The organism is Chromobacterium sp. ATCC 53434 (assembly GCF_002848345.1).
In the GTDB taxonomy this organism is placed as follows: Bacteria; Pseudomonadota; Gammaproteobacteria; order Burkholderiales; family Chromobacteriaceae; genus Chromobacterium.
Genome location: NZ_CP025429.1, coordinates 2,089,722 through 2,102,826, shown reverse-complemented (window position 1 = coordinate 2,102,826; position 13,105 = coordinate 2,089,722). Strand labels below are relative to the sequence as shown.

The window sequence follows — 13,105 nt, the reverse complement described above, 5'->3', positions numbered from 1 at the left end:
CGACGCCGCCCGAAAGGATGAGAAGAAAGAACCCGGCCCATTGCGAGCTATACCGCCGCGTTCAGCTTCAGGTCGTAGCCTGCCTTGATCACCGCGCCCATGGTCCCGTCGTTGCGCTGCTCCCGATATTCGAACTCGATCTTGGCGAAATTGATCTTGATCTCGTCGGTGGGCAGCACGCTTTCGGTATCGCTGCTGCCGCCGACCATGACGGTATGCGGGATATTGCCCAGGGTGCGGAACGACGATACGAGGCCGCTGGCGAAGGTGATGATCATGAAGTCCTGCTGCCCCTTGCCGGATTTGCGGCAGATCAGTTTGGCGCGCGGGATGTGCTCGCCGGTGGCGCACATCAGGAACAGCTTCGGAGAGGCCTTGTTGGACACCATCCGGAATTCGAAATCCTTCATTTCCACCTTGCCGGCGCCTCCGCCGCTGCCGAAGCCCCACTTCCCCGAGTTTTCCTCGGCCCACTGCCAGCTGTGGATCTGTATCAGTCCCGGATATTGCTGGTCGGTCGATTCCCCTTCAACCCCTTCGATCTGCAGAAAGTAGTCAACCAGTGCGTTTGCCATGTCGCGATGCTCCAAGTGATGGATTTGCCAGACCTGAACGGGATACCGGCGTCGAGCGGCTCAGGTCCTTGCCGCCGCGGGCCGCACTGCTCAGCGGGTGTTCTCCTGCTTCACCGACGGCAGTTTGGAAACCAGCCTCAACGACACCGTCAGTCCTTCCAGCTGGAAATGCGGCCGGAGGAAGAACTGGGCGCGGTAGTAGCCGGGGTTTTCAGGCAATTCGTCGACGAGGACCTCGGCCGCCGACAGCGGGCGTTTGGATTTGGTGATTTCGCTGGAAATGCTCGGGTCGCCGTCCACATAGTTCATCAGCCACTCGTTCAGCCAGCGCTGGGTGTCTTCGCGCGATTTGAAGGAGCCGATCTTGTCCCGCACGATGCATTTGAGGTAATGGGCGAAACGGCAGGTGGCGAAGATGTATGGCAGGCGCGACGACAGATTGGCGTTGGCGGTGGCGTCGTCGTCCTCGTACACCGCCGGACGGTGCACCGTCTTGGCGCCGATGAAGGCCGCCATGTCGGAATTCTTGCGGTAGACCAGCGGCATCAGCCCGGACTCGGACAACTCGTGCTCACGGCGGTCCGAGATGGCGATTTCCGTCGGGCAATGCAGCTCTACCTCGTTGTCCTGCGACGGCAGTACGAACTTGGGCAGCACCTCGACCGCGCCGCCGGATTCGACGCCGCGTATCTTGGTGCACCAGCCATAGGTGCTGAACGCGCGCGTGATATTGGCCGCCATCGCGTACGCGGAATTCGCCCAGCAGAAATCGGCGGCGCGGTCCGGGTCTACCTTCTCCTCGAAGCCGAACTCCTCTATCGGCTGCGTTTTCGGTCCATACGGGACCCGGGCCAGGAAACGCGGCAGCGTCAGCGCCAGATAACGCGAGTCGTTGCTTTCCCGGAGCCGCCGCCAGAAGGCGTACTCGGTGGCGGTGAATATCTTGGAGACGTCGCGCGGGTTCGACAATTCGCTCCAGTCGTCCATCTGCAGCAGGCTGGGCGCGGCGGCGGCGATGAAGGGCGCGTGCGCCGCCGCCGATATCTTGGACATTTCGGTCAGCACGGCAATGTCCTGCATGCCGTGGTCGAAGTGGTAGTCGCCGATCAGGCAGCCGAACGGCTCGCCGCCGAACTGTCCGTATTCCTGTTCGTAGATCATCTTGAAGATGGGACTCTGATCCCATACCACGCCCTTGTAGCGTCGCAGCGTTCTGCCCAGCTCCTTCTTCGAGATGTTCAGATAACGTATCTTCAGGTTTTCCTTGGTGTCGGTGTTGAACACCAGATAGTGCAAACCGCGCCAAGCGCCTTCCAGGCGCTGGAAATGCTCGTTGTGCAGAACCAGGGTCAGTTGTTCCGAAATTTTCTTGTCCAGCTCGGCCACCAGCTGCTCCACCGTCTGAGCGACATCCTCGCGCACCACCACCCGGTTGCGCCGCGCATAGGTCAGCAGGGTCTGGACCGCGCTCTGCACCGCTTCCGCCGCCTCGCTGGTGCGCGGCCTGAACGAGCGCCTCAGGATGTCTTTCAGGCCATCGTCTATCGGCGCCTCCGCCTGGTCCGGTGCGGCGGTGGTCGACCGGGCTTCGGCTTGCGCGCTCATGTCGCCTCCCCGTCGGTCTTGGGCGTCCCGTCTGTGTCGGGCGCGGCCTCCGCGTCGGACAGATTCATGTCTTTCAGCAATTGCTCGATCAATTCTTCCGCGGCCACCTTGCCGTCCATATAGGTCAGCAATTCCTTCAACTGGCTTCTGGCTTCGAGCATGACCGCGAGTTCCGGAATTTTCCTGACCACGGCGGCCGGCTCGAAGGACTCCATCGAATCGAAGCTCAAGTCTATCGGTATCAGCGTCCCATCGTCGGTGATCACGTTTCTGACGTGGTAGCTGAGCGATGGCGCGATCTGCGCCATCCGCATATCGAAATTCTCATCGTCGATTTCGGTGAAGCGGCGATCCTCGACCGCTCCCAGAGGCTCGACGTTGTCACCGGAGAGGTCGGCCAGCACGCCGGCGACAAAAGGCAGCTCCACTTTCTTCTGCGAACCGTAGACCTCGACGTCGTATTCGATCTGCACGCGAGGCGCCCGGCTCTCTCCGATGAACTTCTGCGCATCCTTCTGTCGCGCCATGGCACATGTCTCCTGTATATCGAATGGCTATTGTGGAGGCCGGGGACGGTCCAGTTTCGCCACCAGCGCGTCCGATTCGGCGAACAGCTCAGCCATCAAGTCCTCGAAGCCCGCGCCCAGCATCCGCTTGGTGCGCAGCAAAAAGATCGGCGCGGGATGGCCAGGTTCGTGTTCGCGGAAGTAGGCGATGATCGAATCCAGCGCCGCCGCCACGTCCTCCCGCGAGAGCATCACCGCCGATGCCGGGTCCGAGGGTGCCGATGCCGGCGGCCCTGTCCCGCCAGGCGGCGCCGGCGTGGACAGCTCAGCGGCCAGATCGTCCAACAGGGCGATCAGCCGACTGCAGTCGAACGGCTCGACAAAAGCCTCTTGTTCGCTCAGCCGCGTCAGGCGGACCAGATCGACGCGCATTCCCTGCAGGGCGCGGCGGGCGCCTTCTTGTTCGGCCAAAGAGACGCCGGCCGGTCCATTGCTTAGCAGCTGGAGCACGGAGGCATCGCTTGCCGGGCTCAGGCGGCTGTGTCTCAGCTGGTGCAGGAAGGCGTCTCCGCACAGCCAGGCCAGATGAGGGCCATGCAATTCGCCCGCCGTCTCATCGTGCGCGGCGATCGGGCGTATCGTTCCAGCAGGCCGCGTTGCCAGTTCGCCCAGCACGGCCAGGCCTTCGGCCGCGCCGGCGAGGCCGCGTTGCGCCACCGCGGCCCTCAACAGCCAGACGCCCACCCTCACATCCGCCGATCTTGCCAACAGCGCCCGGCTGACCGTCTCGACCGTTAGCCAATGGAAAGGCTCGCTTCCTTTTCGCAGCGGCCCCTGCCCGACTGCGTCGTGTTCGCAGATCACGGCGTCGATGCGAATGAAATCGGCGTCCGAATCCAGGTCTTCCTGGCCGGAGTGTTCGGCGACTTCAAAGTCTGCGGCAGCGTTGCTCATGACCGGATCCTGGGCAAAATCGGATAAAAACCAGACCGCTACGCCTTGATGGCCTCCGGTTTTCAGCGACATGCCAGTCGGTTTTGATTAGGAATTTACTGAAAAGGACTAGAGGCTCGGGACAACGTTATCGAAAATAGCTAAGCGATGTCCAAACAAATCGCAATCAAGCCTGGGTGATTAAGCTGATGGGAATGCGAGGAGAATTGCACGGCGATATTGATCCTGTGTTTTTAAAATGCATGCAGGGCATGTGAAAAGCAGGATCAGATAAAATGCGATCACGTGAACATCAAGAAAAAGATAATGAAGAGGTGAATCATGTCGGGAGCGGGGAGAGAAAAGTCGTTGTGGTCGCAGCGATGAATTCGTGTCTTGATGATGAAGACGCGGCGATGTTTGCGGGGGCGAAGTGATTCTCGCAATCAATCCTGTCAGACTTATTTTCAAGGCGGCGTTGGAAATAAAGCACTTGCAAAGGACGATGCGCATCAAGTTTCCGATGGCGGCCATCCGGCGTTGTCGGCGTGCCGTTGTATTTTGTGCACAGAAAAAGGCCGTGGGGAATTATTGTTTTTTTGCACGATAATGTGGCGATGCAAGCGCCGCGCGATCGAGACGAGGTGAATAAATGGTTTGACGGATCGAAAAAGGCGCCGTGGACGCGCGAAGGGAAACCGGGGAGGCGCGACCCCGCCTCGCGGCGAAGCGGGGAGATATCAAGGCCTTACCGGCGCATCGGTTGCGAGATATCGGATCGCGGCGGCCGTCCCGACAGGCTATCGCGCAGATCGAGGATTTCCGTGACCAGGCTGGCGCGCAGTTCCAGCATCATCGCAAGCAAGGTGGCCACTCTCCGTCTAGGCTCCAGTTTGGCCAGATCCTTTGCCGTCATCAGCCGGCCTTCGGTCGCCAGTCTCCTCATTCGCGGCGCGGAGATGCACGACGACACCTCGGCGGGCAAAGATAGCGTGTCTATCGTTTTCAGCCTTTCCAGATTCGACAGCATGCGAAGCAGCGTGGCGCGCGTCTGCAGCACGATGGCTCCCAGCGTCGCTATCCGGTAAGGCGCTTCCGGCTCCGACACGTGATGGCCGTTGATGCCGTCGCCGTCGTGTGCCAGCGCCAATATCCGCTCGGAGCTTGCCAGACGCGCCAGGCTGGATGGCAATCCCAGCATCTCGACCATCTGCTGTTGCTTGCGACTGGGAGCGGCGTCTCGGCCGCGCGCGCGCAGCCAGGCCAGCGTCGTCGTCTTGCATTCCGCTCTCCGCAGCAGCAGAGCGTCCAGTTTCCGACGTTGGCAGTCGGTCAGCGCATCGTTCAGTTGCTGATAAACCTGCCTCGCTCCCCGGGTTCGCGCGGCCGCGCATGTCCGCTCGATGACGCCTATGGTCGGCAAGACGATGCCGCCCTGGCGAAGCCAGGCCACCATGGCCAGCGCCAATGTCAGCGCCTGATCGGTTTGAATGGCCAGCTGCGTCAGATGGCACAACACCATCTGACCATCCGCCGGTCGGTAAGGACGCACGCCCAAGTAGGCGTAGAGCTTGACCAAGTGTTCCCGCCGGGTCTGGTCGCGCGCGGCATAGCGATCCCAGTCCGCTTCTTTGGCATTCAATGCGCAGGCCACCTTGCGCAACAGGCGCAGCGCCGGACGGCGGCCTTCTTCCAGTGCGATGCCTGGATGGCGCAGATAACACAGTAATACCGCCACGCCCAGTCGGTTGGCGTCGCCGCGGTGTTGCCGAATCATTTCAAGGTCCCGCGTATTGAAGGCGCTTAGCTGATCAAGCTCATATTCGCCGTGGGGAGGCTCCAGCAGGCTGGCGCGCTCCAACGGCGTAAGCAATTGACGTCTCGGCATGATTTTCTCCACCAGCCTTTGCCAATGCGAAGAACCCCAGGCACGGTCTGTTGTGATTCGCCGTTGTGGCGGCATGTCGGGCGCTGGCTGTTTTTGCGCTTGGGCAATGACAGGATCGATTCGCGCGCCCGGCTTGGCCGGCTAATGTTGGTGACAGGTTTGGGCTTGAAGTTCCCGGAGATATGCCGTTTTCCTTTTCTTGCCGATCCAATAATCGCCCTATCGTCCCGCCTGATCTTCAATGGCGAAAATTTATTGATGCTTAGTCATGTATTTTTTAAATATGAGAGATTTTAAATCAATAAAATGACTGGCATTCGGCTGCCGCCGAAGAATAATGGATTTTATTTAAGACAAAATGGCGAAGTGGCAATATATTCAATCGATCGGAATCGAGAATGACTGCCTGTTGTCAATTTTATGATTGTCCGGAATGCCGCGACGCAGGTTTCGCCGATGCAGTCATCGTCGTAATGATTCGCATTGTTCACGAGGCATAAAAGGAGAGCCGCATGTTTGAATCCTGGATCCGCTACACCATCATTCTATCTGTTGGCGTGACGATATTTTCTCTGGCGCTGGCGGGTTTTCTACTTTATCGCGCCCACGACTGGAGCCCCGGCAACTGGGGGTCGGGTCGGGTCCACGATGGCCTCCGGTTGACGGCCGAAGTGCTGTCGATTCGACAGGCCGGATTGCTGGTGAACCAGATGCCGATAATGCGTCTGCAATTGCGCGTGCGGCAGAGCGGTCTCGATCGCGAACTGACGATCGAGCAGTTGATAGATTTGGGCAATATACCCCGCGTCGGGGAGTGGGTGGACATTCTGATCGATCGCGATGATCCGCTCCGGGCCGTTTATCTGGGGCCCGCGCGGCGGCAAACGAACACCGGAGAGCGCCGTCAACCCTGACGGCGCGTCCGGCGGGCTTTCATCGGGTCGCAAACGTGACGGAACCCGCTTGAGCGGGCTCCGATGCGCTGCAAGGTCCAAGCGACGCCGTGTGCGGCGCTTGGATTAGCTACTCTTAAGGCTGTGGCTGACCGGCTTTGGCGTTGTCCAGGCCCCGGTGAAAGAGCTTGGCCCAGGCATTGACGATGGGTTCCAGATCTTGCCAGGTAATCTGGCTGCTTTGCGCCAGGGTTTTTTCCGACTTGCGGGTGGCGAGCGCGGCGCCGACTTCATTGCCGTCCGGCGCCAGCACCGAAAGCTCGGCCGACAGCTCGGCGACGCGGGGGCCGGCGCCGGCGGCCTCCCGCCCCAAGTTGAACAGCGCCTTGATCGGGATGAAATCGGTTACGCCGATGGGGGGCTTGGCGGGCTGCAGGCCCGTGACGGCCAGACGAACCTGCAGCGTGTCCGGGCCGGGATGGTTCACCAGCTGATAGTCTTGCTTCGCCTCCTCGGTAAAGGCGGTCTTGAACATGTCGGTGATGCGGGCCAGGACCTGAGGATCGATGGGGGCCGGCGGTTCGGCGCTGCCTCCCGCCAGGAAAACCTTCACCGGCGTGATGTAGAGCTTGCTGTAGGGCTTGAAGTCGAAACGGGCATCGACATAGCGCTTGATGCCGTCCTTGCCGGGCGCCTCTTGGAGCCGGGCATAGTCCTGAATCAGCCCGGGTTGATGCGGCGGCGGCATGTCGGCCCTGGCCGGACCGGCCAGGCAAAGCGCGATGCAGATGGCGGAAGCGAATCGGATTTTCATATCGTTAGAGCTCCATTGCGGTGGTGAACGTCACGAAGATGCTTTTTGTCGACCGATGCCGTTTCAATATAGAGGCGGAGGGGACGACGTCAAACGACACAGATCAAGCTCAGGCCAGTCAGCGCGCCCTCTCCTCGCGCAGCTTCAGGCGCGGCGCCATCTGTCGCGCCAAACGCCGAACCAGTTCCCGCAGGCCGGCCACCGCGGCCTCGTCTGTCGCGGCCACCGGCACGGTTTCCCGGAAATACCCGCCGTCCGTCGCGGCGCCGCCGGCGCCGGGCAGCAACTGCCAGGCCGCCTCCAGCTCGACTTCGCCTCCAGGTTGCAAGCGCAGGGTCCTGACATCCACCAGCAGGCGGAAGTCTCTCTGGGCCATGCCGGGCTGCGGCCAGACATGGATGCTTGCCAAACCCAGCATGCGGGACAATTCCGCCGCCAACTGCCCGGCCAGCAAATGATCCAATGGCGCGATCCAGCGCTCGAACTCCCGCAGGCGAGGCTTCCCGTCGGCATCGACCACCAGCAGTTGCGGCCGTTCCATGCCCGCCGGCAGGCTGACCGGGCCCAGCAGGACGCGGGGACCCAGTATCTGGGTTCGGGGCGGCGTCAGCGGCGCCAGCTGATGGAAATGCGTCGGCGGCGCCGCGCATCCGGTCAGCGCCAACACCAAGATGGACAGCCGGGCGACTTTCATTTCTCCTCCCGCTTGCCGCGAATCAAGGCCTGGGGCTGACGCTCCAGCGTCTCCGTCAATGCGCGAAAACTGCGGGCGGCCTCGGTGATTTCCTGCGCGGCCGCCCGCACATCCTGTTGCGCAGGCGCGTCCGGGCTCAGAATCTGCTGCGTCTGCTCCAGTGTCCGTTGCAAGGCCTCCAGGGTTTTCAGCAGGGCAGGCATGCCTTCCCTGTCCAGCTTGCCGGACAGTTGCCGGACGCTGTCCAGCGTTTGCCTGGTCGCCAGCAGGGACTGGTCCAGGTGGCCTGCGATGGTGTCGAACGGCACTTTGTCGAGACGGCGCGCCACGCGCTGCAACACCCGTTGCAGCTCTTCCAGATCGCCGGGCATGGTCGGCAGCTCGGGCACGCCGTCCCGCTGAACCAGTTGGGCGGGAGGCGCTTCCTTGAAGAAGTCCAGCGCGACATACAACTGCCCGGTGATCAAGCTGCCGGAACGCAGCTGGGCGCGCAGCCCATTGCGCACCAAGGATTCCGCTGACATGCGCTGGAGTCTGCCGGAGCGACCGGACAGCGACAGCAGGCGGCGGGGGTACAGCCGCACATCCACCGTCATGTCGAAGTCCTGGCGCGCCGGCGCGTAATCCACGCCTATCGCCGCGACCTCGCCGATGACGATGCCGCGAAAATCCACCGGGGCGCCCACCGTCAGGCCGCGGACCGATTGCGTGAAGCGCAATCGAAACAGCTTTACTTCCAGATCCGGCGCCTGCAAGGCTTTGGTCCGATTTTCATTCAGCAGGAATACCGCGTCCTTGCGCGGCGGCGCATACGCATCCGCCGCCGGCGTCTCGAAGGCGATGCCGCCAAGCGCGATGGCAGCCAGTGATTGCGTATTCACATTCAGCCCTTCCGCGTTCAGCGACACGTCGACCCCGCTGGCGTGCCAGAATCGACTGTCGTCACTGACGAAACGGTCGTACGGCGCGGCGATGAACACGTCCAGCCGGACGAAACGGCCCGATTTTTCCAATGTGTAGCTTGCCAGCTGGCCTACCGGCACCCGGCGAAAATACACCGGCGATCCAACGCTCAAGGAACCGAGATTGTCGGCCATCAGGTGAAAGGAGCGGCCCGGCACATCGGTTTCGATCGCTGGCGGGGTCTCCAGGCCGGTAAAGGTTTTGCGCACTTTGCCGCTGGTGCCGACGTCGAGGGCGATGTAGGCGCCGGACAGCAAGGTGCCCAGGCCGGACACGCTGCCGCCGGCAATTCGCGGCCGCACGACCCAGAAGCGGCTGTCGTCCACCAGATACGATTCCGCGCTCTTGCGTAGGCGCGCCGTGGCCAGTACCGATTGCCGGTCCTCGCTGACGCGCAAGGCTGTTACCTCGCCGATCTCGACGTCCTTGAACTTGATCCGCGTCTTGCCTACCTCCAAGCCCTCGGCGTTGCGGAAGGCGATGGTCACCTCCGGTCCTCGCGACAAGATCGCCTGGGCGGCCAATCCCAGGCCGACCACCGCGGCCAGTATCGGCAGCAGCCAGATCAGGGAGGGAGACCATCGCCGCGTCGGCGCCTCGACCGCCAGCGGCAGGCTGTCCTCCAGCGGCGCTTCAGACTCGCCGGGATCCTGGTTCATTCGTCCGCACCTCCCCGTCCGCCGCATCCCAGATCCAGCGGGGATCGAAACACATCGCCGCCAGCATCGTCAGCACCACCACCAGCCCGAACGCCCCGGCCCCCAGGCCGGGCCGGATCGTCGCCAGCCCCTGCCATTGCACCAGCGCCACCAGCAGGGCCACAACGAAGATATCCAGCATCGACCACGGCCCCACCGCCTCCACCAGCCGGAACAGACGCGCGCGCTGCAGCGGCGCCCAGCGCCAGCGCCATTGGACCGACACCACCAGCAACAACAGCACCAGGATCTTCATCAACGGCACCACCACGCTGGCCGCCAGGACCACCAGCGCCAGCGCCCAGGAGCCCTCGCTCCACAGATACGCGACTCCGCTCAGAATGGTATCCCGCTGCGTCCCCATTACCGAGGATGTCACCATGATGGGCAGCAGGTTGGCCGGCAGGTAGCAAATCGCCGCAGCCAGCAACAGCGCCCAGCAACGCTGCGGTCCCGGCGCCCGCCGGATGTGCAGCTCCACGCCGCAGCGCGGACAGCAGGCCGATTGACGGCCGGCCAGGCGGGACAGCAGGCCGCAGCCATGGCACTGGCACCACCCCCGCGCCGCGGCTGAGCTCATTCCATACGCTCGAGACGCGCCCATGCGTCCTCTCCATCGAAGCGGCCGGCGACGGCCGCCAGCAGCAACATCAAGGCCAGCAAGGCCCATAGCCCCGGCTCGGTTTTCACGTCGGCCAGATGGCGCAACTTGACCAGCGCGACCAGTATGGCCAGGAAGAAGACTTCTATCATGCGCCATGGCCGCAGCAAGGCCTGCAAGCGCAAGGCCAGCCCCAGGCCGCGCGGCTTCCGCCGCCACAGGGCCGGCCAGGCGATGGACAGCAGGCATGCCAGCTCCAGCGCCGGTAGCAGGACCCCGGTCAGCAGTACCAGGGCCGCCAGGCCATGCATATCGTTGGCCTCCAGCGCCAGCGCCGTCTGCCACAAGGTCACCGATACGCGCTGTCCCGCCGCTTCCAGTGTGATGACCGGCCATGCATTCGCCACCAGAAACACCGGGATGCAGGCGATCAACAGCGCCGGCAGCGCCCGCGCGTCCCCTCCCTGTCGCAGCACATGGCCGCAGCGCGGGCAGCATAGGCGGCCATCCGCGGGCAAGCGCAACGGCAAATCGCACTCGTGGCAAGCCACCACTCGCAGACCCATGCACTCCCTTCCCCGCTCGCGGCGGCGGCGCTCGATTTCGATTTGCAAGTACAGTCAACTTAGTCAAAAACAGAGGGCATACAAGATATACATATATATGATCGAACCGGGTTGCGCGCGCCGGCGACAGTCGGCCGGCTCGACGGTTGGCAAGCGCTATGCGCCGCGCATGCCAAGCTGACTCTTGGCCTACACTGACTATCATCCCGTGACCGCGCGAGCCCGCCATGGTCAGACACCGCCCGTCCGCTGCCGGCCGGCCATTCCGGCTGGTGCCCTATTTCTTCATCCTGTCGCTGCTGCTGATGGGAAGCGCCACCGCGCTGATGGCCGGCTATCTTCGGCATTACTCGGCGGAGCAGTTGCTGAAGCTGGAAAAAAGCCGGGCCGCTTCGCTGGCGCAGATTTTCGAGAATTCGCTGTGGCCTGGCTTTCGGCCGCTGATTCCGCTGGCCGGACAGCCGGACCGCCTGCGGCAGGTGGCGCGCCAGGCCGAGCTGCGCGACGCCGTGGTGCGCCTGATGCGGGGCACCGACGCGATCAAGCTGAAAGTTTACGCCTTGAACGGGCTGACGCTGTTCTCCACCGACACCCGGCAGATAGGCGAAGACGAAAGCGACAATCCCGGCTTCCGCTCCGCGGCGTCCAACAGCCCCGCCAGCGAGCTGGCGCACAGCCACAGCATCGACGCGTTCGAACATACGCTGACCGAGCGCGACATTATTTCCACCTATGTGCCGGTGCACGGACCGGACGGCAAGGTGGAGGGCGTGTTGGAAATCTATCTGGACGCCACGCCGTTCATCGTGGCCACGGCGCATCAGCTGATGTGGCTGACGCTGGCGATCTGCGCGCTGATGGGCGTATTGTTCGTGGCCCAGATGCTGGTGGTTCGCCATGCCGGCCGCGTCATCGCCCGGCAGGCCCGGGCGCTGGCCGACGCCAATCGCGACCTCGACCATCGCGTCGCCGAACGCACCAGCGAGCTGGAGGACGCCAACCGCCGGCTGGAGGACGAGATCGCCGAACGCCGGCGCGCCGAGGAAACACTGGATAGGCTGGCGCATCACGATCCGCTGACCGGCCTGCCCAACCGCCTGTTGTTTCAGCAGCGCCTGCATCGCTTGCTGGAGCGGTCCGCGCTTGGCGAGCACGACCTGGCGCTGCTGTACGTCGATCTGGATCGCTTCAAGGATGTCAACGACACGCTGGGCCACTATATCGGCGACCAGCTGCTGATCGCGGTGGCCGCCCGCCTCGCCGGCCATATCCGTTCAGGCGACCTGCTGGCCAGGCTGGGCGGCGACGAATTCGTCTGCATACTGGCGCAGCCCGGCGACCGGGCCGCCGCCGGCGATATGGCGCACACGCTGCTGTCGCTGTTCGACAGGCCGTTTGCGGTCAATGGCAACGATATCTATTTGTCCGCCAGTATCGGCATCAGCTTCGCGCTCAGCGACGGCGCCGATGTCGACACCCTGGTGCGCAATGCCGACCTGGCCATGTATCAGGCCAAGGCCGCCGGTCGCAACCGCAGCCAGCATTACACGCCGCAGTTGTCGGCCGCCGCCGCCGAGCGCGTCGCCATCGAGCGGCACTTGCGCCAGGCGATAGAAGGCGGCGAGATCGATGTGCACTTCCAACCCAAGGTGGATTCCGTCAGCGGCGCGCTGGTCGGCGCGGAGGCGCTGGCGCGCTGGACTAGCGAAGCTTTGGGCGTGGTTGGCCCCGCCCGCTTCATACCCATCGCCGAAGACAGCGGGCAGATCGTGGCGCTCGGCGGGCTGGTGCTGGAAAAAACCTGCCACCAACTGGCCCGATGGCGCGACGACGGCATCGCCCTGCTCCCGGTTTCGGTCAATCTGTCGGTGCGGCAACTGGAGCTGGAGGGTTTTGCCGGGCGGGTGCGGGCGGTGCTGGACCGCTACAGCTTGTCGCCGGCCCTGCTGGAGCTGGAAATCACCGAGAGCGTGATCATGGCGGCCGACGATGCCCTGGCCGCGTTGGAAGCCCTGCGCGCCTTGGGCGTGCGTCTGTCCATAGACGATTTCGGCACCGGCTACTCGTCGCTGGCCTATTTGCGCCAACTGCCGGTGCAGGCCTTGAAGATAGACCGGACCTTCATTCTCGGCATAGGCGCCGGCGGCGGCGAAGCCATCATCCGCAGCATCGTGTCGCTGGCGGCCAGCCTGGGGCTGGAAACGGTGGCCGAAGGCGTGGAGGACGCCAGCCAGGTGGATTTCCTGGGCTCGGCCGGCTGCACGGTGATCCAGGGTTTTTACTACGGTCGTCCGACGGCGGCCGACGAGTTCGCCGCGCGCTGGCTGGCGACGGCGCAACCATAGGCGGCGACGCAGCCGTCCTTTGAG

The 13,105-nt window shown here is 63.2% G+C and carries 13 protein-coding genes; 3 read left to right on the top strand and 10 right to left on the bottom strand.

Annotated elements, in window-relative coordinates; genetic code table 11:
• Window positions 1-47: 47 nt before the first annotated feature.
• The 4 genes from CXB49_RS09450 to CXB49_RS09435 all read right to left on the bottom strand — a co-directional run bounded on the left by CXB49_RS09450 (window position 48) and on the right by CXB49_RS09435 (window position 3,712).
• Complete coding sequence (locus CXB49_RS09450; RefSeq protein ID WP_101710665.1) at window positions 48-575, bottom strand: type VI secretion system tube protein Hcp; 528 nt, start codon at window positions 573-575, stop codon at window positions 48-50.
• Window positions 576-665: 90 nt separating this feature from the next.
• The gene (tssC, locus tag CXB49_RS09445; RefSeq protein WP_101708165.1) at window positions 666-2,180 is read right to left on the bottom strand and encodes a type VI secretion system contractile sheath large subunit; all 1,515 of its coding nucleotides are present in this window, start codon (window positions 2,178-2,180) and stop codon (window positions 666-668) included.
• Complete coding sequence (gene tssB, locus CXB49_RS09440; RefSeq protein WP_101708164.1) at window positions 2,177-2,707, bottom strand: type VI secretion system contractile sheath small subunit; 531 nt, start codon at window positions 2,705-2,707, stop codon at window positions 2,177-2,179. The genes tssC and tssB overlap by 4 nt, the downstream gene beginning before the upstream one ends.
• A 27-nt stretch (window positions 2,708-2,734) precedes the next feature.
• A complete protein-coding gene (locus CXB49_RS09435) occupies window positions 2,735-3,712 on the bottom strand; it encodes an ImpA family type VI secretion system protein (protein WP_101708163.1) in 978 nt (325 codons plus the stop codon).
• A gap of 203 nt (window positions 3,713-3,915) precedes the next feature.
• Here CXB49_RS09435 and CXB49_RS23380 point away from each other — a divergent pair, with 203 nt between their 5' ends.
• Window positions 3,916-4,056 carry a hypothetical protein gene (locus CXB49_RS23380; protein ID WP_158300707.1) on the top strand — a complete coding sequence of 47 codons (141 nt, stop codon included), beginning with the start codon at window positions 3,916-3,918 and terminating at the stop codon, window positions 4,054-4,056.
• Window positions 4,057-4,367: 311 nt separating this feature from the next.
• On the opposite strand, the gene CXB49_RS09430 is transcribed toward CXB49_RS23380, so the two are convergent.
• Window positions 4,368-5,507 (bottom strand): DUF4158 domain-containing protein, encoded by a 1,140-nt coding sequence (locus CXB49_RS09430; protein ID WP_158300706.1) that lies wholly within the window; start codon window positions 5,505-5,507, stop codon window positions 4,368-4,370.
• Between the two features lie 512 nt (window positions 5,508-6,019).
• Here CXB49_RS09430 and CXB49_RS09425 point away from each other — a divergent pair.
• On the top strand, window positions 6,020-6,421 hold the full coding sequence (locus CXB49_RS09425; protein ID WP_101708161.1) for a hypothetical protein: 402 nt from the start codon (window positions 6,020-6,022) through the stop codon (window positions 6,419-6,421).
• Window positions 6,422-6,536: 115 nt separating this feature from the next.
• Here the strand turns inward: CXB49_RS09425 and CXB49_RS09420 are convergent, their stop codons facing one another.
• The 5 genes from CXB49_RS09420 to CXB49_RS09400 all read right to left on the bottom strand — a co-directional run bounded on the left by CXB49_RS09420 (window position 6,537) and on the right by CXB49_RS09400 (window position 10,784).
• The gene (locus tag CXB49_RS09420; RefSeq protein WP_158300705.1) at window positions 6,537-7,148 is read right to left on the bottom strand and encodes a DUF3313 domain-containing protein; all 612 of its coding nucleotides are present in this window, start codon (window positions 7,146-7,148) and stop codon (window positions 6,537-6,539) included.
• 184 nt (window positions 7,149-7,332) lie between these two features.
• Window positions 7,333-7,908, bottom strand: coding sequence for a membrane integrity-associated transporter subunit PqiC (locus CXB49_RS09415; RefSeq protein ID WP_101708159.1), 576 nt, complete (start codon window positions 7,906-7,908; stop codon window positions 7,333-7,335).
• Entirely contained in the window at window positions 7,905-9,530 is a 1,626-nt protein-coding gene (locus CXB49_RS09410; RefSeq protein ID WP_101708158.1) for an intermembrane transport protein PqiB, read from the bottom strand. Before CXB49_RS09410 ends, CXB49_RS09415 begins: the two co-directional genes overlap by 4 nt.
• On the bottom strand, window positions 9,505-10,149 hold the full coding sequence (locus CXB49_RS09405; protein ID WP_101708157.1) for a paraquat-inducible protein A: 645 nt from the start codon (window positions 10,147-10,149) through the stop codon (window positions 9,505-9,507). The genes CXB49_RS09410 and CXB49_RS09405 overlap by 26 nt, the downstream gene beginning before the upstream one ends.
• Window positions 10,146-10,784, bottom strand: coding sequence for a paraquat-inducible protein A (locus CXB49_RS09400; protein WP_158300704.1), 639 nt, complete (start codon window positions 10,782-10,784; stop codon window positions 10,146-10,148). Before CXB49_RS09400 ends, CXB49_RS09405 begins: the two co-directional genes overlap by 4 nt.
• A 179-nt stretch (window positions 10,785-10,963) precedes the next feature.
• On the opposite strand from CXB49_RS09400, the gene CXB49_RS09395 reads away from it, so the two are divergent.
• Complete coding sequence (locus CXB49_RS09395) at window positions 10,964-13,081, top strand: bifunctional diguanylate cyclase/phosphodiesterase (protein ID WP_101708155.1); 2,118 nt, start codon at window positions 10,964-10,966, stop codon at window positions 13,079-13,081.
• The last annotated feature ends 24 nt before the right edge of the window (window positions 13,082-13,105 follow it).

Bases quoted from the DNA above. Each gene is read 5' to 3' on its own strand.
- CXB49_RS09450 (WP_101710665.1), bottom strand. From the start codon at position 575: ATGGCAAACGCACTGGTTGACTACTTTCTGCAGATCGAAGGGGTTGAA.
- tssC (WP_101708165.1), bottom strand. From the start codon at position 2,180: ATGAGCGCGCAAGCCGAAGCCCGGTCGACCACCGCCGCACCGGACCAG.
- tssB (WP_101708164.1), bottom strand. From the start codon at position 2,707: ATGGCGCGACAGAAGGATGCGCAGAAGTTCATCGGAGAGAGCCGGGCG.
- CXB49_RS09435 (WP_101708163.1), bottom strand. From the start codon at position 3,712: ATGTCGCTGAAAACCGGAGGCCATCAAGGCGTAGCGGTCTGGTTTTTA.
- CXB49_RS23380 (WP_158300707.1), top strand. From the start codon at position 3,916: ATGCGATCACGTGAACATCAAGAAAAAGATAATGAAGAGGTGAATCAT.
- CXB49_RS09430 (WP_158300706.1), bottom strand. From the start codon at position 5,507: ATGCCGAGACGTCAATTGCTTACGCCGTTGGAGCGCGCCAGCCTGCTG.
- CXB49_RS09425 (WP_101708161.1), top strand. From the start codon at position 6,020: ATGTTTGAATCCTGGATCCGCTACACCATCATTCTATCTGTTGGCGTG.
- CXB49_RS09420 (WP_158300705.1), bottom strand. From the start codon at position 7,148: ATGCCGCCGCCGCATCAACCCGGGCTGATTCAGGACTATGCCCGGCTC.
- CXB49_RS09415 (WP_101708159.1), bottom strand. From the start codon at position 7,908: ATGAAAGTCGCCCGGCTGTCCATCTTGGTGTTGGCGCTGACCGGATGC.
- CXB49_RS09410 (WP_101708158.1), bottom strand. From the start codon at position 9,530: ATGAACCAGGATCCCGGCGAGTCTGAAGCGCCGCTGGAGGACAGCCTG.
- CXB49_RS09405 (WP_101708157.1), bottom strand. From the start codon at position 10,149: ATGAGCTCAGCCGCGGCGCGGGGGTGGTGCCAGTGCCATGGCTGCGGC.
- CXB49_RS09395 (WP_101708155.1), top strand. From the start codon at position 10,964: ATGGTCAGACACCGCCCGTCCGCTGCCGGCCGGCCATTCCGGCTGGTG.